The organism is Arthrobacter sp. efr-133-TYG-118 (assembly GCF_030209755.1).
Lineage (GTDB): Bacteria > Actinomycetota > Actinomycetes > Actinomycetales > Micrococcaceae > Arthrobacter.
Map to the genome: position 1 here is coordinate 266,099 of NZ_JARVRH010000010.1, position 23,214 is coordinate 289,312.

At 61.5% G+C, this 23,214-nt stretch carries 21 protein-coding genes and 1 pseudogene; 7 read left to right on the forward strand and 15 right to left on the reverse strand.

The window, feature by feature from the left end:
• Positions 1-3: 3 nt before the first annotated feature.
• The 4 genes from QRN59_RS10090 to QRN59_RS10105 all read right to left on the reverse strand — a co-directional run bounded on the left by QRN59_RS10090 (position 4) and on the right by QRN59_RS10105 (position 2,493).
• A complete protein-coding gene (locus QRN59_RS10090; RefSeq protein ID WP_284982374.1) occupies positions 4-507 on the reverse strand; it encodes a hypothetical protein in 504 nt (167 codons plus the stop codon).
• Positions 507-1,817, reverse strand: a complete 1,311-nt coding sequence (locus tag QRN59_RS10095) for an acetate and sugar kinases/Hsc70/actin family protein (RefSeq protein ID WP_284982375.1) — start codon at positions 1,815-1,817, stop codon at positions 507-509. Before QRN59_RS10095 ends, QRN59_RS10090 begins: the two co-directional genes overlap by 1 nt.
• 80 nt (positions 1,818-1,897) lie before the next feature.
• Positions 1,898-2,302 (reverse strand): hypothetical protein, encoded by a 405-nt coding sequence (locus QRN59_RS10100; RefSeq protein WP_284982376.1) that lies wholly within the window; start codon positions 2,300-2,302, stop codon positions 1,898-1,900.
• Complete coding sequence (locus tag QRN59_RS10105) at positions 2,299-2,493, reverse strand: hypothetical protein (protein WP_284982377.1); 195 nt, start codon at positions 2,491-2,493, stop codon at positions 2,299-2,301. The genes QRN59_RS10100 and QRN59_RS10105 overlap by 4 nt, the downstream gene beginning before the upstream one ends.
• A gap of 1,770 nt (positions 2,494-4,263) precedes the next feature.
• Between QRN59_RS10105 and QRN59_RS24640 the strand changes: the two are divergent.
• A pseudogene (locus QRN59_RS24640) lies at positions 4,264-4,356 on the forward strand (DUF8805 domain-containing protein); the annotation flags it as partial.
• Positions 4,357-4,392: 36 nt separating this feature from the next.
• Here the strand turns inward: QRN59_RS24640 and QRN59_RS10110 are convergent.
• The gene (locus tag QRN59_RS10110; protein WP_284982378.1) at positions 4,393-4,539 is read right to left on the reverse strand and encodes a hypothetical protein; all 147 of its coding nucleotides are present in this window, start codon (positions 4,537-4,539) and stop codon (positions 4,393-4,395) included.
• A gap of 75 nt (positions 4,540-4,614) precedes the next feature.
• On the opposite strand from QRN59_RS10110, the gene QRN59_RS10115 reads away from it, so the two are divergent.
• Positions 4,615-4,986, forward strand: coding sequence for an alpha/beta fold hydrolase (locus tag QRN59_RS10115; protein ID WP_284982379.1), 372 nt, complete (start codon positions 4,615-4,617; stop codon positions 4,984-4,986).
• An 81-nt stretch (positions 4,987-5,067) separates the two neighbouring features.
• Here the strand turns inward: QRN59_RS10115 and QRN59_RS10120 are convergent, their stop codons facing one another.
• From QRN59_RS10120 to QRN59_RS10160, 9 genes are all read right to left on the reverse strand, one after another.
• Positions 5,068-7,047: a GAP1-M domain-containing protein gene (locus QRN59_RS10120; RefSeq protein WP_284982380.1), complete on the reverse strand. Its 1,980-nt coding sequence runs from the start codon at positions 7,045-7,047 to the stop codon at positions 5,068-5,070.
• Positions 7,044-8,114, reverse strand: coding sequence for a TRAFAC clade GTPase domain-containing protein (locus QRN59_RS10125; protein WP_284982381.1), 1,071 nt, complete (start codon positions 8,112-8,114; stop codon positions 7,044-7,046). The genes QRN59_RS10120 and QRN59_RS10125 overlap by 4 nt, the downstream gene beginning before the upstream one ends.
• Before the next feature lie 23 nt (positions 8,115-8,137).
• On the reverse strand, positions 8,138-10,999 hold the full coding sequence (locus tag QRN59_RS10130) for a protein kinase family protein (RefSeq protein ID WP_284982382.1): 2,862 nt from the start codon (positions 10,997-10,999) through the stop codon (positions 8,138-8,140).
• On the reverse strand, positions 10,954-11,670 hold the full coding sequence (locus QRN59_RS10135; protein ID WP_284982383.1) for a PP2C family serine/threonine-protein phosphatase: 717 nt from the start codon (positions 11,668-11,670) through the stop codon (positions 10,954-10,956). The genes QRN59_RS10130 and QRN59_RS10135 overlap by 46 nt, the downstream gene beginning before the upstream one ends.
• Positions 11,667-12,548, reverse strand: coding sequence for a hypothetical protein (locus QRN59_RS10140; RefSeq protein WP_284982384.1), 882 nt, complete (start codon positions 12,546-12,548; stop codon positions 11,667-11,669). The genes QRN59_RS10135 and QRN59_RS10140 overlap by 4 nt, the downstream gene beginning before the upstream one ends.
• Positions 12,549-12,673: 125 nt before the next feature.
• Positions 12,674-15,364 carry a penicillin-binding transpeptidase domain-containing protein gene (locus QRN59_RS10145; RefSeq protein ID WP_284982385.1) on the reverse strand — a complete coding sequence of 897 codons (2,691 nt, stop codon included), beginning with the start codon at positions 15,362-15,364 and terminating at the stop codon, positions 12,674-12,676.
• Positions 15,361-16,179, reverse strand: coding sequence for an FHA domain-containing protein (locus tag QRN59_RS10150; RefSeq protein WP_284982386.1), 819 nt, complete (start codon positions 16,177-16,179; stop codon positions 15,361-15,363). Before QRN59_RS10150 ends, QRN59_RS10145 begins: the two co-directional genes overlap by 4 nt.
• Positions 16,180-16,650: 471 nt before the next feature.
• The gene (locus QRN59_RS10155; protein WP_284982387.1) at positions 16,651-16,875 is read right to left on the reverse strand and encodes a hypothetical protein; all 225 of its coding nucleotides are present in this window, start codon (positions 16,873-16,875) and stop codon (positions 16,651-16,653) included.
• Between the two features lie 17 nt (positions 16,876-16,892).
• On the reverse strand, positions 16,893-17,453 hold the full coding sequence (locus QRN59_RS10160; protein ID WP_350225232.1) for a DinB/UmuC family translesion DNA polymerase: 561 nt from the start codon (positions 17,451-17,453) through the stop codon (positions 16,893-16,895).
• A 15-nt stretch (positions 17,454-17,468) separates the two neighbouring features.
• Here QRN59_RS10160 and QRN59_RS10165 point away from each other — a divergent pair, with 15 nt between their 5' ends.
• Entirely contained in the window at positions 17,469-17,675 is a 207-nt protein-coding gene (locus QRN59_RS10165) for a hypothetical protein (RefSeq protein ID WP_284982388.1), read from the forward strand.
• A 408-nt stretch (positions 17,676-18,083) separates the two neighbouring features.
• Here the strand turns inward: QRN59_RS10165 and QRN59_RS10170 are convergent, their stop codons facing one another.
• On the reverse strand, positions 18,084-18,422 hold the full coding sequence (locus tag QRN59_RS10170; protein ID WP_284982389.1) for a histone-like nucleoid-structuring protein Lsr2: 339 nt from the start codon (positions 18,420-18,422) through the stop codon (positions 18,084-18,086).
• A 151-nt stretch (positions 18,423-18,573) separates the two neighbouring features.
• Between QRN59_RS10170 and QRN59_RS10175 the strand changes: the two genes are divergently transcribed.
• The 4 genes from QRN59_RS10175 to QRN59_RS10190 all read left to right on the forward strand — a co-directional run bounded on the left by QRN59_RS10175 (position 18,574) and on the right by QRN59_RS10190 (position 22,709).
• Entirely contained in the window at positions 18,574-20,421 is a 1,848-nt protein-coding gene (locus QRN59_RS10175; RefSeq protein ID WP_284982390.1) for a DHH family phosphoesterase, read from the forward strand.
• Positions 20,421-21,254 (forward strand): CPBP family intramembrane glutamic endopeptidase, encoded by an 834-nt coding sequence (locus QRN59_RS10180; RefSeq protein WP_284982391.1) that lies wholly within the window; start codon positions 20,421-20,423, stop codon positions 21,252-21,254. The genes QRN59_RS10175 and QRN59_RS10180 overlap by 1 nt, the downstream gene beginning before the upstream one ends.
• Positions 21,255-21,421: 167 nt before the next feature.
• Positions 21,422-21,865 carry a hypothetical protein gene (locus tag QRN59_RS10185; protein WP_284982392.1) on the forward strand — a complete coding sequence of 148 codons (444 nt, stop codon included), beginning with the start codon at positions 21,422-21,424 and terminating at the stop codon, positions 21,863-21,865.
• Between the two features lie 226 nt (positions 21,866-22,091).
• The gene (locus QRN59_RS10190) at positions 22,092-22,709 is read left to right on the forward strand and encodes a hypothetical protein (protein ID WP_284982393.1); all 618 of its coding nucleotides are present in this window, start codon (positions 22,092-22,094) and stop codon (positions 22,707-22,709) included.
• The last annotated feature ends 505 nt before the right edge of the window (positions 22,710-23,214 follow it).

The following is a 23,214-nucleotide window of genomic DNA, read 5'->3' on the forward strand; positions in this document are numbered from 1 at the left end:
GGCTCAGCGCGCCTCGACTGATAGGTTGACAGAGACCAGCTCGCCGAAGCCACGCAAAGTCCAGTCGCCGGTCAGGACATCGACGATGGTGCAGTTCGCATCCGCCGGCGCATCCGAGTCGTACGCCTCGAAGATATAGGCCCGCGGCGGCACCTGCGTGCCATCGCAAACGTCCTCGTCGAGATAGACATGGCCGCCGATCTCGATACTTCTGTGCGCCACAGTGGTTTCAGCCTCGTCGATCTCCGGAAGCTGACCCTGCACGATGGATGCCATGGCGGCCGTCGCCTTCCAGAGCTCCTGGCTGGCCGGGCTTAGCTGCCCGAAGATCCGGACGATCGACCTGAGGAATTCGAGCTCGCGGTCCTCAAGCAACGGCGAACCGCCGCGCTGGACCCGGTTGCGTTGAATGTCGGCAAGCCACGTCTTCGCGACACGCTCGGCGTCACGCTTCCAGAGGCGAACAAACTCTTCGTTGGACTCCGGTGCCAGTTCATTGCTGTTCATCAGGCCGCCTCCTGCTTCTTGGCTGCCCGGCGGGTCTGCGGCGTGGACTGGTCCGCCTCGGCAGCCTGCTCAACCGAGCGTGCCGCGAGGAACAGACCTTCCCGGTTCAGGTAGCGGCTGTAGCTGGCATCCAGGTAGAGCACCGGGATGTCAGCTGCCACCTTCAGCAGCGCGGGGTACAGCAGCTCCTTGATCGGACCGGAGCCGCCGCCATAGACGTAGACAGCTTCCGTCGATTCGCCGGACTGGACCAGCGCCTCGCTGAACATGGTCGTGATCGCCTGCACCAGGTACTTCACGTCCGGCTCGACGAGGGCCTGCGCGCGCTGGTGACGGCCACGCTGGAGCGAAGACGGCACCAGCTGCAGGAAGTCCGCGAGCTGCTTGCGGCTGGTGAACCGCAGGTCGGCCTCATCCATGCGGTCCATCGCATTCGCCAGCACCGTGCCGTAGCCCATGTCCAACGTGGTTGCCGCCTCTGGATTGAACCGGCCACCGGTGAACACCGGGAAGTTGACCGTGCCCTCGCCGACGTCGACGCCGATGGTGTTCTGCGCGGCGACCAGGTCGCCGGCGGTCACCCCCTCAAGGACACCTGCCTCGCGGGACCGCAGATCCTCCAAGAGGAGCTGCGCCAGCGGCGCACCCTTCTCCGTGATCGCGAACTGCGCCGACGCGCCTTCGGCGATGACCCGAACATCGACGAACTCGAGGCGCACCGAGACCGGCGTGTTGAAGTTCTTGATGGTCACCAGGTGCACCGTCGGGTCCTGACTGCCCAGGACACCCGTGAACTCGGCAGCATAAGAGTACCGCCGTGCCACGTACTCGGAGATCGGCAGCGCCAGACCAGTGCGCACCTTGACGCGCAGCTCGTGATCGGGGAGCGCGCCGTGCTCGCGGACGTAATCCCGCAGGGCCTTGGCCGCGAAGACGCCGAGCACCAGGATCTTGCTGAGGTGCTGCTCGGCCTTGCTGGCGTGCCCGTCGTGGACCTCGAACTCGGTGAACGAGGAGCCTCGAACGCTCAGGGCGGAGCGGCCGAAGATCCGGCGGTCACTGTCACTGATCAGCGGCGTCGTCAGCGAGCAGTCCAGCCGGTTGTAGAAGTCCAGCTCCGTGTCCGCCATGACCTCGACCGCGGTCGGATCCTCCATCGGCACCTTCGGGCTCTGCCGCGGAGTAGCCACCACCGCGCTGGGCAGATCGATGGTGTCGCGGGCTTCCGACTTGGTATTGAGGATCGTGCCCTTGACGTAGCCGTTGCCGACGTCGATGCCGCCGGTGAGATGGATGGTGTTCGTGCTCATAGTGAAAGTCCTTTGTCTCGTCTGTCGCAGTGGAAACGTGAGTGCTGCTGTGCACCGGGGGAGAGCAGTCGGTCGCTCTGCTAGATGCCGAGCATGTCCTTGAGGCCGCTTGGCGGCCCGGAGCGCTCCTGTGGTGCTGGGGAATCCGGCGCAAGCTCTACTGATTCCTCCTTTACAGGCGGCGTTGGCTGCTCCTCGGGCTCAGGCGCAGTGCCGACTGGTTCGACATCCGCGTCATCAAGCCCGGCATCCTGCGGGGCGCGGCTCTCCTCATCGACCTCCCCCTGCGGTGGGCGACCACGCCGTGGCAGCTGCTTCACGGGCCTATACGTCACATCGATAAACCCATCGCGCTCAATCGACTCGCGGATAAGCAGCCGCAGAGAATGTGAGATTGAAGCCTGTGCGTCAAGCCATTCATTCACTGAGACGTCTGCCGCAGGGACACTCCAACGCAGGCGGCGCAGCTCTTCAGGACTCGTCATCGCGCCACCGCCAGTGTGGGCAGAACAGCGCGGGCCAGGACATCACGCTGTCCGTAGTCGGCGACATCCGTATTGATCAGCACCCGCAACGAAGCTGCCACATCCGTCTGCGCGCGTAGCCATGAGGCGACCGCAGGGTCTCCGTTAGGGAGGTCAACCGAGACCACCGCTGCTGCCGCTCGTTCACTCATGCTCCCCATGAAGCATCAACCCCCCACTGGTTGCTCGCGATTCACTATCCATTAGGTTCGCTATTCGATATGGTCGAGCATAGACCATTCAGTGGTCTTTCGCAATGCCATCAAATGGTCTCTGAAAGACCAGTGCCGACGTCTCCCGCCATCGGTGGTCTCTTGGTGGTCCCGGCGATAACACCACGCGGCCCATGGTCACGCAGCGTGGTCTCAATTAGGACCATGAATAGACCCAGATATGGCCAGACACCTTACAGAACGCCAAATCGACACCTTGGACGACCGGCATCGCGTGGTGGTTGGTCACTTATGGGGCTCATGGTGGGCTCGGAGAGGCCACCATGAGCCCTGACATAGACCAGCAGTTGGAACCGCGTGCAGCCAACTGTCCCAGCACCGCATGGCAGATTGCCGCGACCACGATGGCTGGGTGCGATCCGTTCGGCCGGAGGCCCGCACACAGAGCGCGACCGGGCTGCGCCCGACGCATGCAGCCCGCTGTGCCAGGGAGGAAACAAGGAAGCGACGACCCGTGGAAGCGCACTGCTTCCTCCCTGGCGCAGCTGGAAGACACCCCTGTGGCCGTTCGGATCGGCAGGCCGTTGCGTGGTGGTGCCGACGACAGAGCAGAGCTGCCCAGGAGTTGGTAGCTCTCTCTTTATGATGCGCCGACGACTTCTGCACGGACGGGTCGCAAGCTGCACATGTCGTCCTATCGGACGGCGCGAACTCGACCTCTGGCGCGATGCTAAAAGCGTTGCCTCACATTGGGCGAAGACAACGCAGACGAACCACAGTGACGGAGCACGATGCCCGAGCTCAGGCTCCCCGGCGACGCGGCTCGCACAGCTCGCCAGGCAAAAGGATCAGACGCCGGGGAACCACGACGGCACCCATACGGTGTAGATGGTCCAGCAGGGCTGGAACGATGGAGCGACAGCCGCTGCGCGGCGCAAAGAGAGGTCGTTTCACAGCGTTATCCACAGCCGCAACGAAGGGTGGAGCCGCCAGCGGCACGGCTGTGACGGCAAGGCCACCGGGCGTCGGCACTGCGTGCCAGCAGGTGCTGCAGCGCCCAGGGGAGCAGACCCGTTCCGAGGGTGATGAGAACCGTCGCTCGTTCCTCACGACGCCACGAACAGGCATTCGTACGGCGGTGCCAAGTGGCACCACAAGAGCGAACAAACAAAGTGGCCAGATAGCAGGGGAACAGTCCCGGTTCGTACACTCGCTTCGCGAAATGTATGACGATCTCCGAACCGGTACGTACCAACGAATTCCCCTGATAAACGTGCGTTCCAGACCTCCGCTAACGCTCCGGCCGTGGAACAGCGGCTGTAAACGCAAAGGGCATAAGCAAACCTGGCAACACGTGTCCTGCGGACCCTCGCTACGCTCAGCCTCTCCGCTGCGCTTCGAGGACGTGTTGGTCGGCATAGCCGACGGGTTTGTCCCGGTCGCTGGCGCTCCCTCACCTCGCTGGGCTCGGCATGCCCATTCGCTTCGCCCAGAGAAGATGAGCCACTGCGCTCGTCGCCCGGTATCCACAGGTGGACGCCCTGCGGGCGCACCAATGAAGAGTGGGGCGACGACCGCTGAACCTGCGGTAGACGGCTCAAAGCCAGCAGAGCTGGCACGGGAGGAAACAGGAGTCGGAGAGGTCCTCTGGCCCCCTGTGCAATTCATTCGGCTTCGAAGCGCGACAACGCGCTTCCGATCATCGCGTGGAATGCGAACACCGTTGAGCTGACGAGAACGCCGGGAACGATTGCTCCTGGGGCTTTCAGCTTCTACACGGGCCAGGGAACGGGTCACGCCCGCATCGGCCGAGTTGTCTCCTTCACCTCGAGAAGCGTGGTTCGTGAGGTCGAGTCCGTCTACAGGCCTGCTTCGCGCTCAGCTACTCACGGCTACTGGTCCGGATATGGCTTCGAGGTCCCCGGCGATCTTGGCATGGATTATCAAGAGGTATTCATCCCAGTAGAACGAGGGACCGCCCCGGCTTGGCTTCTTGTCGGCGACCCGGAGATATGGGTCATCCATGTGCATCGTCTGGGCGGCCGACAGGCAGCATGTCTACGCGCGGCTCCGGTGTTCGCTGAGCTGGGAGCAACGCAGATGGTCGTTTGCTACTCCGGGGACCGGGACGCTCCACCGACGGAGGATGGTCGTCATTATTTCGGGCTCGATGAGTGGCGCGAGTTCGACGCTGCGCTCGAATTTGCTGTTGCCCACGGCGCCAGGAAGGTCCTCTTGTCCACCTGGTCCATGGGAGCGACCATTGCACTGAAGCTCTTGGCTGGGTCTCGGCATCGCGCCATCGTCATGGGCTGGATCATCACGGCACCTGTCATTGACTGGGAGCAGACATTGCTCGAGCACGGCCGGCGTGCCGGACTGCCACATTTCCTGCCTCGAACCGGGATCCTCCTCATGGGCTCACGGTGGTTGACAACCGGGTTTCCGGGCTCGCGCAACCTCTGGATCTGAAAGCGGTGTTGCACCTGATGCGTAATGAAAACCGAAGAATCGTGCTTACGGTCATTGCTTATGACGCCGGTCTTGCCATCGTTACCGGCGTCGATTCATTCGAGGTTTTCGGAGCCGCCGGCTGATGAGTGGACGAAGCAGGAGATTTATCGCAAAGCTGCCAAACCCGATTGCCAAAACCAGTGTCACCATCGTGCCTGAAGGTTGAAAAGTTCGTGCAATGATCATCCCGATGCCGACGGACAGGAAGATGATGCCGAGGCGTGTCCAAGGTACTTTTTGGCGCGCGTGTGATGGAAGGGTTGGTCTGTCTTCAGCGGGGGCGAGGCCTTCCTCCATGAGGATGCGAGTCAAATACCCGGCCAGTATCCACACGGAATTGGACCGGTCGAGGTCGGGGGAACGGACAAGGTCAAACAACCAGCCCTGACCGAGGTCGCAGTGCTCTGTCAGCAGGTACATGAGTGCGTGGGATTGTTCCGGCGGTAGAGCCGCAATCCTCTCCGCCCAGCGAGATGCGGTGGGTGTGTTCTGGAGTTCGGCCTCGAGGAGGCCAAGGATTTCCGGCTGGAACCGCTGATAGAGCTGTTCCAGATATTTGTCATACGAGCGCGCATAGCCGGGGTCTACCCAGGAACGCAAGATCATCCGATGGCTCATGGGGTGCCATCGATCTTTCGTGAGGGCAATCAGGCTCTCGCACTCAATGCTCGCTTCCAGAATCGGCCCTTGGAAGCGGTCCAGATTCTGTTGAATCACCCAGGGGTAGCGGTCGATCGTTGCGCGTTCTAGCGAGCGATTCAGTATGGCGGGTTCGATGATTTTGTCCCAGACCGCCTGTTCGAGCTCGACCGTTGACCCACCGAGCGTGAGGAAAGCCTGTACGAGATCTGTTTCACCGGTGCCGTGATCTTTGGAACTAAAGGGACGGGAGATGATGGCTTCGAGAAGAGCTTCTCTAAGAGCCCGTCGCGACTTCGGCTCGAGTTGTTCGGGTCGAAGCCAGGAACGGATTGGTCTATCTTGGCTCTTGATTGCCGCCAGCACTGCCTGGATGGCATGGGGTCTGCTAAGCCAGCGGTGAGCGAGCGGCGAACCGAACAACTCTATGGTCTGCTCCGGGCTGAGTTGTTGGATTTCTTTAGAGAAATATGTCTCGGCCCGGAGATAGCTTTCGAGCCCGCGCACGGTCTCGAGGTCCGGAAGTTCATCTCGCGTTTCGGAGGTTCGTTCTATGAGATCGCGGCTGAGTTCCGTGAATTTCGACTCGGTCACGTCTGCCGGGGAAGCCGGCAAATGCCGTATGGTCTGATCACGCCCGATGGAGCGGCAGTCGCTGTAGGAAGGGGAAGCGAAGATTAGTGCATCGCCGCAGTCTCGTGGAGAGCTTTCAAAAGTGGAGAAGGATATTTTGTCCTGCATCCGGTGAGGCAAACAGCCCAAAGCGTGGGCTAAGAGGACAGGGACGCGGGTTGCATTTTGTGAAATCACAATTGAGCGCGTGCCTGCGGCGATGTAGTCAAGGAGGGCCTCGAGAATGACTCGTACCTGCTCCCGCTCTTCCGCTTCCAGGGGAGGAGCGGGAGCGGGCGAAAGAGGCAGGATGATGGGCGGGAGATGTTTGTTCGGCGCCGCGTCGAGAGGCCAGGACCGTACTATCGCAGGGGAGCAGGCGAGCAATAGTGCCGTTAGCGGGTTCAGAACGTTGCCACGGTCGGCGAGGGCGTGGACGAGGTATCGACCGTCGCGGCCGTGGGAGTCTTGGCCGAGGTATAACTTGACGAGCAGGATCCGGCCTATTTCCGGGTCCGTACGATAAGCAACAGCCTCGGGTGCGGCGTTGCCCTCGCGAATCAGCGACGCCGCTCCTTGCCGGAGGTATCTGACCTGGCCCCCTAGGCCCCCTTGATTGTGCTCCCCGCGGATAGGCCAACCGGGCGAACAACCCACAACACCGAACCCCTGACCGGTCAGAGTTTGGTTGGCCCAAGTGTAGATCAGCTGCTCCAAACGCACCTCACCTACGTTCTGCGTGGCTTCGGGTGAAAGGACGCCAGTCATCGGGCCACCACCCTCAAGAACCCGCGCTCCCACAGCACCATCAACAAAGCATCCAGGCAGCGGTCAGAAGCGCCTGTTCTAACTGAGGAGCCACTCCCTGTAGAACCATCGTCGGTTCCGGTCCCGCTGACAGTCATGCAGCGACCTATGCCGTTGAAGCTGAGCACTTTCCTTAAGAGCGAATCCCCGCCCCCCATCCGGACGAAATCGAGGAGTTGCGGAGTCTCACGATTGATGTCCCCCATGATGTCGCGAACAGTCCGGCCGCTATGCCTGCGAGAGCTCAAGAGGCCTTCCGGAAATCCGGTTGCATGAGCGAGCTGGTCAGCTTTGGACAGGACGAATATCGGCAGGACGCCCTTCCGCCGAGGCGAGTCTGACCGGTCATTGCTCTCGGCAACTGTGAGCACCTCTTGGAATTTGTTCCGAGTGCCTTCCGGTGTCTGGGTTGCGTTGCCTCCGCGCTGGCGAACACTCTCGGGGAGATCGCCGAGCGTTGCTGGAGGGGCGAAGAACAGAAGTGCGTCCGCGACGGGGGCAAATTTCCACTGTTCGTGTGCCTTGGAATCGGTCTCGCCTTCTTCACCGGAGCTGTCGAAAATGAGGAGATTGATTTCGCGCCCTTCGATGGTGAGCTCCATGATGACCGGTTTCCGCGGAGCGTCGTAAACCGGATGGGTGGGTTCGTTATTGTTGAGATATTCATCCTTATAGGTTTGTTTGAAGGCCGGCGCCAGCCGACCAAATATCCCCAGGTCTTCCAGAGCGCCTTCGATGTCCAGTTGGCGCACCATTGCTTTCAGAAATGCAGTCTTTCCGGCGGCGCTCTCTCCAAAAAGCCCCATGATCAGCATCTCGCGCTCATCCGATTCGGGCGGCAGCAGATGGCCCTTCGGGCAGTGCAGAACCCAGCCGTTGCTCTTCCAGGCGCCATACGCACCGCTGGCTGCCGCGTGGCTTTGGGTCCGCTTTTTGACGGGAGGGGCGTACCCTTCGTCCTGTTTGAGAGGATTTGACCATTTGCATTTCTCTATGTCCAGGTCAGCTTCGAGGCAGACGGTACACACGAGTCTTCTTTGAACCATGATTCCTACTTGGAGTTGGTGGGGGTAGCGGAAGTTGCGGACGCAGGAATCCTGACCTCGATCCGCGAGAGCAGGCTGCTCAGAGCGCTCTTGGCGGAGTCTGTCGGCGCGGGATCGGTTGGGAAGTCAACAGTCACCCGGATTTTTCCCGTCTCTGTGTCAAATAACTTAGAGAAGACGGTGTCAGGTATCGCTGGTTCTTTGTTGTTCTTAGTTGATGATGGAACAGAGGTCCACCCGGGATGGTTCGCGTCCGGCACCCCCCAATTAACGTTGTCTCCTGAAGGAACAAGGGCAAGGATCGCCACAGTCCCGGAAAGTTTGATTTCGGTAGTCGCGATCTGATTTCGCACACCCAATGGTGGCGGACTGTAATCTCTCGAGGTTGGCCGAATAGAGCCGTCCACCGGGACGAAGAGATAATCCAGCTTCATTCCTGCGCGGCTCAGCGCGTCGGGGTCCGATCGGAAGTAGGTATTGTCAAGGCCTCCGTCATCTCCCATCCTCATGCTGGAAAGCAACTCGTTGGTCTGGTTTGCTATTTTGATCGCATCGGCTGCGTTGCACCCGCGTTGCACGGCATACACTCCTACGTCGGTCGAACCGTAAAACCCTCGTCCGGAGCTGCCGTTGGACAGTGCATAAGGTGAGTAGACATCGACTGAACTTACCTTTGAGCCTTCGAGCACGCTTTCGCCTGTGTAATGGGCGAAGTGGTTCGCCCCGGCAACCACGCGCTGCTCCTTGCCGTCCGCGGTTGTTCGCACCAAGTTGACGGTCTTGAGCACTTGGTCCTTTCCGTCGAGAAGTGGAGCCGAGACATGGTCCGGTAGCCGCAGCTGCGGGGTGGCCGTTGTGACTGAGACGTATTCCGTCAGACAGGGAATATCAGGATCTAACAGGGCCACTTGAAGTTCATTCACAGGATCATTGCCTGAGCTCTTGAAAGCAGCCCCCCATGTCAACGCTTTCCACATGGAGTCGGACGAAGCCGAAGCGGTAACAACTGTCCAGGTACCGGTGTCTTGAACGCAGAATCTACGGGAGACTATGACAAAGTTCAGGGGGTTGACGCAGGAGGCAGGGCCGCCCAGCAGTGTGGTGGTGTTGGCGTTGACGATTGGTGCGGCAATCCCGCCGCCAACAGCGATGAGCGTCGATGCAACAAGTAGCACCAGAAGGCTTTTCAGGGCCCGGGGTCGTGCCCGCAATCGTGCCAGCATGACGAGGAGTGCAAGGATTACTCCGGCGTCTGCCACAAACCCCCATTGCCAGGGCAGCCAGTCTTGGTGCTCCCATGAATAAGTCATCTGGCCGTAGAAAAATTGCTCCAATCCCGCTATCAGGAGGCCGGGGACAAGGAGTACTGTGAACGCGCCCACGCCCCCGATGATTCCGATGCCCGCTCCCCAGAGCCACCTGGTTGCCGGGCGAGCGAGCAGCAAAGATGCCCCGGTGATCGCAAGCGCCACAATGATTTGAACGGGAGTCCATGCGCCGCCGGGCCAGTCGGGAAGTCCATGCGGGACAGAACTGAGCAGCCCGATGCCCGGCCAGAAGGTAAGGACTCCAGTAACCGCCAGGGGGATGAGCAGGGCGGGGAGAAAAGACCATCCGCGTGCGACGCGGGCAAATCGGCTGAGGCGTCCCCATAAGCCATCACCCCAGACGATGTTCCTCCTGGACTGGGCGCGGCGCCGCGCCGGATTCAACGGGATGTACCACTGGGAATAGTCGTCGCTCCAGGGCGAGGACCCGACGTACTGGGTCGGTTCTTCGATCCGCGACAGATTGGCCCTTCCCTGAAGCCGATTCCGATTCCGAGCCTTGATGTTTTCCAGGGCGGCCTTGTAGTCCTGGCCCTGGATAGCGCGCTCCCGCTCCGTTCGCTTGTCATGAAGCATAACGTTTAGGACTCGATGAAGGTCAGCGCCGGCATCCCGTAGCGCCTCTTGATCCGGAAACAGCACGTATTCTTGCTTCAGCAGATCCTCCGCCCGTAAATTCTGGCGTTTGTATTCGATGGCTTCTTCATTCTTGCGCCATACAGTTTTTCCCTGGGTTAGGAGGATGTGGCAGGTGGCGGCTATGCGGAAGAGCTCATCGATCTCTCCATTACGTGGGTCGGTTGTTTGGTTAACTGAATCGAGGAGGGATTCCTGGGAGGTGGTGACGGCCATGCCGGTTCCGAATCCTTCGGTGACGGGATCGTCGATCATGTAGGCATGGTCGAAGTCGCCCAGGATAACGTGGTCGGGTACACTCGGCTGACCCGGTTCTGTGTAGCCGAGGGGCAGCATGATGTTGCCAGGGTGGATGTCCCGGGTGTACACCCCGTGACGGGCGAGTTCGGTGACAGCGTCGAGCGCACACAGCAGGACAACCTCAACGAAGCTGACCAGCTCAGATCTGTCCAGCTGTTGCGAGTAGGCCATACTGTTCGGCCCGGCCTGTTCGAAGACCGCCTTCCACACGGCGGGGTCCGTTGTGTCCCAACCGTAACAGCGCATCAGCCAGCGGCCGCCGCCGTTCGGTGGGATGGTCCGGATGATCTCATACGCCCTTTTCTCCCTGTCCTGGTTCGTTTTCACCTTTTGCTGTTCTTCCGGGCCGTTTTCAGGGAGACGGAACTCTTTGCAGACGATGCGGTCGGGGGCCCCCGGGGGGAGGTTGCCCTGCCATTTCGCAAGGAACGGGGACTTGTCATGTGCCAGGTTTGCTCTGTTGGCTATGTCCCGCGAATACTGCACTTCATATTTGCCCAGACGGGCTGTCTCTTCAGTGCGTTCGGCGTGTGGCAGGGGATCGGTTCGGGCATCGCTCATCGGGAATGTCCGTTCGTCTGGTGGATGGCTGCGACGACGCATGTTGCGTTGTCCTTCAGAGACTTTGACGCTGCGCGGGCGAGGATTTCATAGCTGATCGAACCGGGTAGACGTTCGCTCGCGACGATCTGCAGGACCTCTCCCTTCGTGACCTTGGTGTGGATGCCGTCGCTCATGAGGATGACGATGTCGCTCTCATGAGGGGTGAAGCGGACAAGTTCGGGGGTGAACGAGCGCATCGGAGCTATGAACTTGGCCAGACTGTGGGGATTGATGGACGGCGGAGCACCCTCCCTGCCCGCAAAGGTGGCATTGTGCAGTGGACTCCGGTAGACGAGTTCGCCCCCGCGGATCAGCATGCTCATGCTGTCTCCGGCGTTGGTGAGCCACAGGCTGCCATCGGCGTCGAGCAGCGCGGCGGAGACGGTACTGCCGTCATCGAGGCCCAGGCCCAGCAATGTATGTCCAAGGTCGCCCGGGGCCTGGCGAAGGGTTTCCTCGAGTCGTCCCGAATATGGAGTGGACGGTTGCAGGGACTCATAGTAGGCGGTCACTTGAGCGGCTACGGCGCCAGGTCCGTAGCCGCCTCCCATGCCGTCGGCCAGCACTAGGCATTGTGGGTTGAAGGCGTAGGCGTCGTTTTGTTCAGAGCGGGGGCCTTTGAGCTGTGCTCCGTCTGCGACGAATTCGAATATGGGATTGCATAGTGTCATCGCCGGCTCTTCTCCTGTCGTTTCTTTTCCAGCTCGGCTGGTCGGTTCTTTTCGTGCTCGTCTGCGGCGGCGAAGGCAAGGGCGACGATTTCGAAAGCATCCTCGGTGACAATTGCCCGTTTCACGAGGAGGGCGGTTAGCTCGTTGAGCCACACACCCCTGTCTGTGGAAGTGGACGGGGAGAGGGTGAATACCTCATCGAATCTGTAGTTGTGCCTTTTGAGGGGGCGGGAAAGACAGCTGAGGATATCTTCCGGATCCGTATACTTCGGGGCGTTCTTCTGTGTGCGGCCCATGCAGTGTGTAACAGCGTCCATCCAGTTGATCCGGGAAGCCAGCTTTAGGTGCGGATAAGCGTTGAACAGATCGGAGCGCTGGTAACGGACGGTGAGGGCGGCGATGGCTTTGGCCCAGTCGGGCCAATTCTCCGTGGCATTGCCAAAGAGGCTGGTGTGCACCTCCTGCGCTATCTCGTCACGGAGGACGGAAACCGGCGGAGGATCAGTGGTGGGATCAACCTGGACGTCTTCGCTTGGCCCGCTCAGGACGGACTTGATATGCGCGGCAAGCACGCTCACCCAGTCGCCGCTTTCGATCTCGAACTGCAACGTCACCGTTTCCGCTGGCGCAACGGGATGAGGGGGACTTCCGGCGGGAATTGGGGTATTTCCTATGAGCAATCGCCAGCCCTCTTTCTCTGACGGTTCGGATGCAGCGGTCAGGTAGGGAGCACCTGTCCTGCTCCTTTTCAGGGCGAGGACCAGGGCACGGCTGGGCATCGTGGTGCCGAATCCCGAGGACTCCGGGATAGCCGCACGGAGCTCCCCGTCTGAGGAACCCCACCGGCCGAGGACGAGGTTGTCCCCTATTTCGCTCATTCGGTGCTGTTTATCATCGCCCAGCAGTGGTATCGGTACTTTCTGCTTGCTTATTCCGTTGACGCCCCGGGCGATTCCGTCTATTTCCAGTCTTGCCATCAGCCAGGCTTCAATCACGAATGTCGTCATTGGATTCCCCCATTTTTGATGTCGGGACAGCCGGTCGCCGCTGCCGGTTCCTTCTGTTGGATGGAAAGTAGCACGGCGGCGGCGACTGTGGAGGCCTTTGCGTCCGCGGAGGTGTCTGCGCCGTGGACGTGAACGGTCACGACGAAACGGTTCTTCAGTACGGTCGTGACCCAGCCCTCGATCGAGTGGCCGTCAGTTCCGGTTTCGGCAGTGCCGCTCTTGGCTGCAATATCGATGCCGGGAGGCAACGCCGCGCCAAGGGCAGCAGCGGTTCCGGTGTGGGCGGCTTGCCGCATCCCGTTCATCAATTCGTCGGCCGCCGACGAAGGTAGCGGGTCGTGTGTTGTGGCCGTTTCCTCGGCCGTTTGCCAGCCCGAGGAGCTGCAATAGCCACCGACGATATGCGGGGAGGGCACCGGCTGAGCCGGGGAACCTTCGGATGCTGAACGCGCGACCGTCATCGTCACAGCGGCGATGTTCAGGACGTTGGCGGTCACGCTCTCCTGGCCGATGCCGGTGCGGACGAGCTGGTCCGTGGAGAGGGGCGTGAGCAGACCGGTCACGATCGGTGTCGCATCGCCGCCGTCGTAACCGGGGGCGGAGTCAGTGCCGAAGTAGTGGGTTGCAACTTCCTTCAGCCGCTCCTGGCCGAGGTTTTTGGCGATGTACCCGGCAGTGGTGTTGCAGGATCGGGACAGCATGGTAGCGATCGAGTTGTCCGGGCAGGTGAACCCCGCGTAGTTCGGTAGGACGGTCTTCTCCAAGTTCAGCTCCGTTAGCGGGGCCTGGGAGGTGTCCAGATGGTCAATGAGTGCTGCTGCGCCGGTGACGAGCTTGAATACTGAACCGGGGGCGAAGGCACCCCGCCGCGAAGGCGATGCCGGGATCGCACCAGCTGGCAATGCACCGGGGTCGGCCTGGTTGCTGCTGTAGAGCGTAAGCACGGCGCCGGTGCGGGCATCGAGGACGACGACCTCCCCGGGAGAAGTACCCAGGGTTCTCGCCGCGGTTTCCTGCAGGTTCTCCTGCAAGGAGGTGATGAGGGCGGCCGTGCGACACGGGGCGGGTCGCAGCAGATTGGCAAAGTGATCCCAGAAGCTAAGGCGTCCCCCGCACACGAGCTGGTAACCGGCGACGCTTTCCAACCCGTAGGCTGCGTAGTTTTTAATTGAGGCGCCGATCTCCGAGTACAAGGCTCCCTGAGGGTAAAGCCTGCCGCCGTCACTGCTTGTGGCGGCGATTACCTGCCCGTCTGCGGTGAGGATGTCTCCGCGGGGCAGGATGAGCTGGTCACGCAGGGTTAGATCGACAGGCGTGAGGGCTGTGACCGCGCACAGGACCGCGAAGACCGCGGCAACCCAGCGCAGGGGGAAGGTCCCGGCGATTCGGGTTTGATTGGCTGGGGGTTGTTCCGTGGATGTGCCGGCAAGGAATCCGAGGATGATCATCGTGGGAAGGAAAGCGGAGCCGGTGATAGCAAGCGCGGGGGCGCTGATCCCTGTCAACGGGATGGCACCGAGCACCCCGAAGAGGGACAGCAGGCTCTGGAGTAGCAGGGAGAACCCGAGACCGGAAGCGATCAATGGTTGTACCCCTTCCTTCCACCTCAGTCGCATGATCAGACTGCCCAGAGCGATCAACAGTGCGGAGCCGGTCAACGCGAGCATCGCCAGGCCGTAGTCGGCCGCCACCACGGCCGGAACGTAGTCGCTCCCCACTTCGGGGACCCATCCGATCAGAGGCGAGGAGCCGGTTCCCCCACCGACAAGACCGCCGAATTTCATGGCCCGCAAACCTGCATCAAGTTGTCCTTGCGGGTGCAGGACGTCCGCGAGACGCTGGAGAGCTCGACTGAACAGACCCGCAGAGGCGAAGATTAGGAGAGCCGCTATGACGGTCATCATGCCAGCGGCTGCCCGGCGTCTTATTACCCAGTGCCTGATACGGGCGGAGGCGATAGCGATCCAGGCGATTCCCGCCACCGTGAGGGCCGCCGGTCCTTGATCGACGACTGCAAGAAGGCCGAGATACGGGATCCCAACCAGAAGCGCGCCGGCCAGTCGTCGGTACTCGCTTCGCCCGAACGCCCCTGCCCGGCTCGCCTCGACAAGGTCTAAGGTGATAAGGCCCATGCCGATGATGAAGAGAATGCGGGTGAACTCGCCTGACTGCAGGCTCAAACCGCCGAGGGGAAGATTGATTTGCCCGTTGTCGAGGTTCCCTGCTGACGCCGGAAGCAGCCTTAGGAAAAGGCTGAGACTGCTGAGAATCATGCCGGCCCTGTATAGCCTCTGAAGCGGCCAGGGTTGCCTCGCTAACCGCCGTGACAGCGCCGTCAGGACTATGAAGGCGCCCACTCCGGCAAGAAGGAGGAGGATGGTCCTGGAAATGGGTGCCCCCAGCCTCACCTGGATGGTTGCCCCCAATGCTGCCAGCGACCACAGCGTTCCGATCTGGTGCCGCGCCCCAGCCGCCAGGAAGCAGCAAGCGAACGCGCCTCCGCCAAGGGCCACGCTCAGCGCTGTCCAGTCCGAATGAGTTTTAGGTACCGTGGCAGTGGAAATTGCGGCCGCCGCGGCGCCCCACAGGAGTGCATGCAAAAGCAACCTGCCGCGGGATGCTGTGGGATACGCCTTGGTGCTGACGGACAGTGTGATGGAGGGCTCAATGATCTGGGCGCAGTTCATGCTTCGCTCCGTTTAGTTGCTGCCACTATGCGCACGCGCACGCCGCCGTCGCCTGTCAAAGCCAAAACATCGTCGACGTCGACGTAGGTTGGCTTTCCCTTGGGCAACCGACGCCTATTCCCCTCTGCTCCCTGCCAGGAGCCCCACGTCGACAAATCTGTCGCGTAAATCCCCTTCGCAGCGAAAGTCAGGTCAAGATGATCGCGGGACACCCGGGAAAGCCCCCCGGGCACCTTCAGGTCGCTGTCCGCTCCCCTGCCCAGTCTGATGTCGAGCGGCTCGGCGCTCAACGGCACATCGACGGAATCCACCTCTTCCCCGTCGATGCTAAGGATGACCGTGTACAGCGGGGGGCATCCTTCCGTGGGCGGAATGGAGGAGGCCTTGTCCGTGACGGGAATCCTCTCGTCCTCCCCTGTGACACTTTCGACAGGTTCCGAGCATCGATCGTGCTCGATGATTCGAACGCGGGCGGTTCCGTCTTCCATCCCGGAAGGCGGGGATTCTTCGATCGTGTCGAAAATGGGAAGGGCAGTCTCGTCCCTGGTGGCGTAAACGGCGAACGGGCCGGTGTACAGGTGGAATATAAGGTCCGGACATCCAGCCCAGACCTGTCCGGTTCGCCGCGCGCGCGCCCGGCCTCGCTCATTTATTTCCTTCATGACCACCCGCGCGAAATAGGACAACTGCTCTCTTAACTGGAAGAGCGGTGCGTCCTCATTTCGCAAGTGAATGTGGCTTGCACAGGTCAGTTGGCCACCGTCAAAGGGCGCCCCAATCGTCCTCGACACGGTGTCCACGGTCTCGGTCTTCATGTCTTTCTCGGCAGGTGTCAAACCCAGCCATGTCGACACACGTCGGATGAAAGCCTTCTGGCGCGGTTTGCCGCCATGCGGTCGTCGATATCGGAACCACCATGCTGTGCCTCCAAGAACAACAATGATCCCGAAAATCCACGGTGTTGGGTTGAATACTTCGGTACCCATCGCTCTACCCCTTTCAGAACTGATCCTGGTGAGAATCAGGATCCTGCCTGAGCGGTAAAAGCGCGGAATCGAAAATTCGACAATTGCCGAAGGTCTTGACGAAGAACCGCCACGATCGAGAGCCGGATGTAAGCCGGAAGTGGGGGGGCTTCGACGAGGCATTGAATTTTGGCAGGGAATCACTGCTTGAATATGCGCCCCAATTTCGCCAAATCAGGCTCTATCTGCCCAGCAATCCCGCAGTCCCTCACCGTCTTGGGCAACCCCGATAGTCATCCGCCCGACCAGGTTGCTCATATGTCAGCGCTCAGCAGCGGCGATGACTGCTTCTGTGTTGATTGGGATTCGTGGATCGCTGCTGTTTTCACTGGCGCGGATGTTGATCACTTTCCATCCGTCCGATACGAGGGCGAGTGCGTTGGTCAGTGCGATCTGGTAGTCCTCTGCATCGGCTTCGACGTATTCAAAGCGAGGTGGGGTGGCCTCTCGGCCGGTGGGGTCCTGAACGGTGAGCCAGATTTTCACGGGTTCCATTCTTCCTCTCAGTTGGCCTTGACGATGGCAAACTCGTTCCAGTGGGTCGTTGCTCTGGGTGAAGGCATGTCCCGGCGCATCTGCCAAGCAAGCCCTGGACGGAGACCTCCGTGCCCAAGTCCGATCATGTCGCTGCCGATTCGTCGTTGCACCTGGTCGACGAGAGTGGCAATGCCGCGTTCTTCATGCTCGAAGCGGAATTGCTCGAAGGCTTTTTGCCCGGTGGCAGGGGAGAGGTCGAACAGCATCACTCCGGCCTTGACGTACTTCAGACCGTCGGTCAGGCGGGGAAGAAGGTGCTGTGCTGCCTGGACGAGGATCTTGGGATCACTCGTTGGCGCCGGAAGACGAATTTGTATCGAGGGGAAGCCCTGAGTGTGTGCATCATAGAGCGACGTCCCGGCGAAAGCCTGCAACAGCTTGGCTTTTTGCTGATGCTTCTCCAGCCGGGCTGCACCTTGCTGGGGGTAGACGCTCAGCACCTGTCGCATCTTTTCCCGGCTTGTAATCGGCTCACACGAGTCTCGGCACTGCACGGTGCACCACCCTTCATCCGATTCCCATCCCACAGCCAAGGAGCACCCATGTCTGAGACATCCACCGACCAGACCCCCGTCGAGGCATCCGAGGAATTCATCCGTGGTGCCAAGGCCGCGGCCGAGTCGATGCGCCTCTACTTCCTGAACGAGAACGAAGGCCCGATCTACGACGTTTCCTCCGAGGAGCTTCAATCCCACGCCGATGCGCTCAGCGACGAGAAGCTGCGGCTCGAACGCGCCCAGACGAGCTGAACTCGCTCCGTCGGCTCGACAGCAGGGAACTGCCTGATGCCTGGCTGTCGAGCCTGCGAGTGGCGACCGCACGGCTGCGGTGACCCCTGCGATACAGCCCTAGCGCGCCATCCGATCAGCCGCAGCTAGCGCACCCCGACTGTGCACCACGCTCATTCAGCGAATCATTCCTGAAATCATTCCCATCGAGAGGTAGGACTATCCGCATGACCACCCACCAAAACATCCGGCCTTCGCTGACCCCCTACCCATGCACTGCCGGACGCAGGTCATTCGAGCCGGACTCGAGACCATTGACGTGATCCACTCGTCACTCCCGCCGTTTTGACACTGCAAGCACAACGAAAGAGCCCCACTGCCAGCTGGCGATGGGGCTCTTGAGTCGAGAATCAGGCGAGCAACCCGTGACTACTTGGTGCGCGTGATTTTGTGTGCCGAGTCGTAGGCAGCCATGACCTCTTTGGGGATGCGACCATACGGCGCGAAGTCGAAGCCGTTCTTCCGACCCCACACGCGGATCTTCTCACGCTCCTCCGGCGTCGTCGTCGGAACCATCTTCCGGGGCTTCGGTGGCTCTGGAGTCGCCTTCCGACCGGCATCGAGATACGACTTCAATGCCGCCTCGAGCCCCTGTCGCTCGTCATTTGTGAGGTCAATTTCGTACCACGTATCACCGAGTCCGAAGGTGACCCGTTCGGCATCCTGTCGACCACTAAGGTCCGATTCGATTACTTTCTTCATCGCCATACCACTGAGGCTAACTCATCGGATGGCCCATTGGAAAGCCATTCGACTGCAAATGCTTGCCATTGCCCGTAAGCTCTGCTATATCAGCAGACTAACCAATTTGATGCTGTGAAAACCGCATCGGATTCCCACTGTGAACAGCAAGGACACCATGAACACGAAAACCACTCTGCCCGACGCTGCCCGCCAGTGGCGAGCCGATGAGACCGAACCCGCCGCGGACCTGTTCGCGCTGCTCTGCCAGCGCCGGGGCTGGACCGACGAGTACCTCACCGCGATCGACTCCAGCGAGCACGCCGTGCTCAAAGACCTCGACACAATGGTCGCGGCGCTCGAGGAGATCCGCAGAAGCGGGGGCACGATCACGATCGCCCCGGACTTCGACATGGACGGCATCTCCTCCGGTGTGCTCGGCTACGCCGGTCTCAAGGAGCTTGGCTTCAACGTCAATCTCCACATCCCCGACTACCGTCGTGGCCATGACCTGACGCCCGAGGACATCGCAGAGATCAACGCACGCTTCCCGGGCACCACCGCGCTGCTCACCTGCGACGGAGGAGTGAACTCCCACGCCGGCATTGGAGCGGCACGGATGCTCGGCTGGCAGACCCTCGTCACCGATCACCACCAGGAGCTCGAACCGGGAAGCCAGGCCGACATCACCGTCGACCCCTGCCGGCTGGACGAGACCTATGCGCTGCGCGGGATCTGCGGAGCGCACGTGCTCTATCAGATCCTCGAGGCCTACGCTGCGGCCCATCAGCCCTTCAAGCTCTGGGCGATCCGGTTGCTGCGTCTGTTCGCCGGCCTCGGAACCGTCTCCGATGTCATGCCGGTGCTCTACGAGAACCGCCAGCTCGTGCGCGACTCGCTGTCGATCGCACGGCTGCTGCATGTCTCCGCTCCAAAGACGATCCCGAACCCCTGGGGTGGGATGGACCCGGACCCTGACGCCATCGACATCGCACGGGCGACGCTCTTGCAGCTGCTCGCGACCGAGGATCACGACCCGGCGTACGTCGCCGCATTCGAGGGTTTCGCCGCGCTCCTGAAGGCCTTCGCCCAGGCGGGCAGGATTCGCGACATCGACAGCGTGAACGAGGGGTTCTACGGCTTCTACCTCGCGCCGGCGATGAACAGCCCGCGGCGTACGGGATACCCGATCGACGACTGCTTCGCAGTGTTCACCGCACCCTGCATTGCCGAGCGGCTTGCGGCCATGCACCGGATCATCGAGAACAACGAACGCCGCAAGGAGCTCACGGCCCTGCACCTGGCGGAGCTCACCGATGGCGACCAGCCGTTGGCACCTTGGGTGTACTTCTCGGCAGCCCCCGGTGGCATGTATGGCCTGCTCGCCAACCAGATGATGGAGCAGCTCGGACACCCGGTCGTGGTGGTGAACCGGCCGACGACTCCTGACGAGCCTGTGAGCGGCTCCGGTCGCGCTCCGGGATGGTTCGACATCATCACCACGCTCGACGGCTACGACGAGCTGCACGCGATCGGTCACCAGCAGGCCTGCGGTGTGAAGCTGCGCACGGCGCAGGCGCTCGATCAGCTCGTCACTATCCTCGAGGACAGCACCCGTGTCGCGATGCTCACCGCCGGTGATGCGATGCGCCCGGCCGGCGACCTCGTGCTCGGCGCTGGTTCCGATTGCGATGCCACGCTCGACGACACGGAGCCGTTGGTCGAGCTCGTGCGCCGGGTCGAGACGCTCCGGCCCTTCGGGCACGAGTTCACCGAACCTGTCGTAGAGATCGTGCTCGACAGGTTCGCGGTGAAGGCGATCGGCTCCGAGAAGCAGCACCTGCGGCTCACCACGGCGACCGGTCTCGCGTGCCTGTGGTGGAACGCCGCCGAAGCGCAGCTCGAGCGGCTCGCGGAGATCGCGGAGGACACGACGGCCCAGCCGACACGGTTCCTCGCGAAGCTGCAGCTCAACGAGTTCCTGGGGGAGACGCGTCTCCAGGCCGTCATTGAGAGGTCGATCTGATGCCGAACGCCGTACGATCGCAGGAGGCTGGCAGGGGAGCAACCCTGCACCGGGGGCTGGCAGGCACCATCTGGTGCCTGCTCGTCCCGGTCGCCGTGCTCGGCGGCTACCTCGTTCTCGTGTTGATGAGCTCGGCGTGGGTCACAAGCCCGGTCCTCGCGGGCACGATCGCGGGTGCGGTCGTCGTTATCATGTTCGGCGGCGTGCGGCTGCTCAAGCCCGCCTGGCTGAGCTTCGCACCTGAGGTTCTGCCGGCGTCAGCGACACCCCGGTTCTGGCCCCGGATCGCGCTCACCGCGGTGCTGATGTTCCTGACCGGACAGGCAGCCGCAGCGTGGATCTACACGCATCTCGGCTCGACGGGTTTCGACCAGCATGTCCAGACCCAGCAGTCTTCGGGCTTCGTGCCGAGCCTGCTGGTATCGCTGCTCGTCGCCCCGATCGTCGAGGAATCGCTGTTCCGCGGCCTCCTGTACCCGATGCTGCGCAAGAAGGCAGGGGCTGTGGTCGCTGCGGTGCTCAGCTCGCTGCTGTTCGCCGCCATGCACGGCAACTCTGTGCAGGCCGTGGCCGTGATCCCTCTGGGGCTCTTGCTCGCGCTGGTCGCGGAACGGACGCGCCGGGTCTGGCCCTGCGTGGTACTGCACCTGGCCTACAACTTCGCCGCCATGATGCTGCCGCAGGCGGCCATCCAGGCGATGTCGACGCCATTATGCATCGGGCTCTTCAGCGCAGCCTGGGCCGTCCTCCTTGTGCTTCTTGCCCGTCAGGTCCTGTCCGCCGGGATCACCGACCAGATCGGTGAACCACGAGCACGGGTCAGGGTCGAATAGCTCGACAAGAGAGCAGAAGCGAACCCCGTCGTCGCCCAGCACGGCCTGGTGCGACGTCGGGGATACGTGTGCCCTGGTGACCGGGGTGTACCGGTCACCGGGGGACTGGTTGAAAGAGGAGCTCAAGAGAGCCCCTGGAGACACCGACAGCAGCGAAGGAGTTGATCATGGCTGTCATCGAACGCATCACGTACACCGACCATGGTCAGATTAAGACCTCTGACCTGCTGGCGACCCTCCGGGCGAAGTCCCGACTGGCCTTCCCGAGTGCGAAGTTCTTCCCGACCTTCGACATCGGCTACGCCCACGTCTTCCGCATCTCTGCCCACGGCCTGACCTTCGACGAAGCCCAGCGCAACGCCAAGCGCAAGCTGGACCGCTTCCACAAGAAGATGCGCCTGGTCGAGGGTTTCCGCGAGACCAAGATCGACAAGATCGAGGACTACATCCGCACCAACCAGAACTTCAAGGTCATCTACACCATCATGTACGTGATTGAGCAGACTGGCTCTGGTACCCAGAATCCCGATTCCCCGTATCCGGAATACCAGCTGGACCTCACGAAGCTGCAGTTCCCGCCCGAGACAGCCGCTGTGCTGTCCTCGAAGTGAGCCGCGCGACGCATCCAGCGCCCACCGAGGATACGCAGAAGGACCGGAGCGTTCCCTTCCCACGGGGAGTGTCGCTCCGATCCTTCTGTATTCACGTTTCCATTCGGCAAGTGCCGGGGTGACTACGACAGTCGCCTATCGCACACATGAAACACTAGCAGAGTGAAAGGCCACTCCACAAGCCGAACCAGCCATTGATACTCCCTATCGAAAGCGACTTCGAATTATGAGCATCAGCGACCACGACCAGCCCCAGTCCGAGCGGACCCAGGACAATGGCGACAAGATGCGCCAGGGAGCCAATCAGCTCGTCGACGGGGCTGGCAAGGTCGCCGTAGGTGCCAAGGACTACCTCGATGCCCACGTGGCCCCGGCCGTCAAGAACGCTGCGCGCACTGCGCGGGAGCGGATCGACGCAAAGACCCGCGAGGCCGGCGGCCCTCTGGCGCTGGCCAGGCGTTATGGGCCCCAGGCCATCCCGATCGCCGCTCTGGTCGCGATCATGGGACTCTACCTTCCGATCGCTTCGTTCCACGGCTACGGGCTCAGCTACATGGATGCTGGCTCGGACGGAAAGATCCTGCTCGTCCTCGCGATCCTCACGATCATCGCCGCTGTGCTGAACCTCACCGTGAAGTCCGGCAACACGTCGCTGCGCCTGGCCGCGGGGATCGGCGCTGGATGCGTCGGCCTCGGCGCGCTGCTCGACGGCTTCGGAAACCTCTTTGCGATTGGCCCGTCGTTCGGCTCGTTCTTCCTCGGCCTCGCAGGCTTCGCGCTCGTGGCCGCCGGTGTGCTGACGCTGTTCAACAAGCCGGGACAGCACACGGACGCCTCCGAATAGCGCCTGACCCGCACCCGCCAGGCCCGATCCGATAATCCGTCGGATACTTCGCCCCGGATGAGACGCCCCCGTCTCATCCGGGGCATTTTCTTCCCCTGGCCGCGTCCGACTCCCGTGTATCAAGCCTGTATCAAAACAGCGTATCGGCCGCGATGCACGCGTTTCCCCTGGCCAGGGGTGGGGACCGGACCCGAGAACCCGATGGCATGCATCAAGACCTTGATACGGGTGTTTCCCCAGGTCAGCCTTGGAAAAACACCCCTTGTATCAAACGCATCAAGAATCGACAGCTTGATTTCCATGCGCGTGTGTGCGCGTGATACCACGGGTCGTCCAAGGTAGGCAAGCCACGGGGCGGATCAAGGAGAGATCGCGTATGTATAACCTCATTTATCTTGATACAAATGATACAAACCCCTAAAAACCCCGTCTGACTAGGCAAAACGGGTGTATCAAGTGTTCAAATCGGTTTGATACAGGCTTGCTTCGCGACCGTGCGAAAACC

Excerpts from the sequence above, each read along its gene's own strand:
- QRN59_RS10090 (WP_284982374.1), bottom strand. The coding sequence starts at position 507 with ATGAACAGCAATGAACTGGCACCGGAGTCCAACGAAGAGTTTGTTCGC.
- QRN59_RS10095 (WP_284982375.1), bottom strand. The coding sequence starts at position 1,817 with ATGAGCACGAACACCATCCATCTCACCGGCGGCATCGACGTCGGCAAC.
- QRN59_RS10100 (WP_284982376.1), bottom strand. The coding sequence starts at position 2,302 with ATGACGAGTCCTGAAGAGCTGCGCCGCCTGCGTTGGAGTGTCCCTGCG.
- QRN59_RS10105 (WP_284982377.1), bottom strand. The coding sequence starts at position 2,493 with ATGAGTGAACGAGCGGCAGCAGCGGTGGTCTCGGTTGACCTCCCTAAC.
- QRN59_RS10110 (WP_284982378.1), bottom strand. The coding sequence starts at position 4,539 with ATGGATGACCCATATCTCCGGGTCGCCGACAAGAAGCCAAGCCGGGGC.
- QRN59_RS10115 (WP_284982379.1), top strand. The coding sequence starts at position 4,615 with ATGGTCGTTTGCTACTCCGGGGACCGGGACGCTCCACCGACGGAGGAT.
- QRN59_RS10120 (WP_284982380.1), bottom strand. The coding sequence starts at position 7,047 with ATGACTGGCGTCCTTTCACCCGAAGCCACGCAGAACGTAGGTGAGGTG.
- QRN59_RS10130 (WP_284982382.1), bottom strand. The coding sequence starts at position 10,999 with ATGCGTCGTCGCAGCCATCCACCAGACGAACGGACATTCCCGATGAGC.
- QRN59_RS10135 (WP_284982383.1), bottom strand. The coding sequence starts at position 11,670 with ATGACACTATGCAATCCCATATTCGAATTCGTCGCAGACGGAGCACAG.
- QRN59_RS10140 (WP_284982384.1), bottom strand. The coding sequence starts at position 12,548 with ATGAGCGAAATAGGGGACAACCTCGTCCTCGGCCGGTGGGGTTCCTCA.
- QRN59_RS10145 (WP_284982385.1), bottom strand. The coding sequence starts at position 15,364 with ATGAACTGCGCCCAGATCATTGAGCCCTCCATCACACTGTCCGTCAGC.
- QRN59_RS10150 (WP_284982386.1), bottom strand. The coding sequence starts at position 16,179 with ATGAAGACCGAGACCGTGGACACCGTGTCGAGGACGATTGGGGCGCCC.
- QRN59_RS10165 (WP_284982388.1), top strand. The coding sequence starts at position 17,469 with ATGTCTGAGACATCCACCGACCAGACCCCCGTCGAGGCATCCGAGGAA.
- QRN59_RS10170 (WP_284982389.1), bottom strand. The coding sequence starts at position 18,422 with ATGGCGATGAAGAAAGTAATCGAATCGGACCTTAGTGGTCGACAGGAT.
- QRN59_RS10175 (WP_284982390.1), top strand. The coding sequence starts at position 18,574 with ATGAACACGAAAACCACTCTGCCCGACGCTGCCCGCCAGTGGCGAGCC.
- QRN59_RS10180 (WP_284982391.1), top strand. The coding sequence starts at position 20,421 with ATGCCGAACGCCGTACGATCGCAGGAGGCTGGCAGGGGAGCAACCCTG.
- QRN59_RS10185 (WP_284982392.1), top strand. The coding sequence starts at position 21,422 with ATGGCTGTCATCGAACGCATCACGTACACCGACCATGGTCAGATTAAG.
- QRN59_RS10190 (WP_284982393.1), top strand. The coding sequence starts at position 22,092 with ATGAGCATCAGCGACCACGACCAGCCCCAGTCCGAGCGGACCCAGGAC.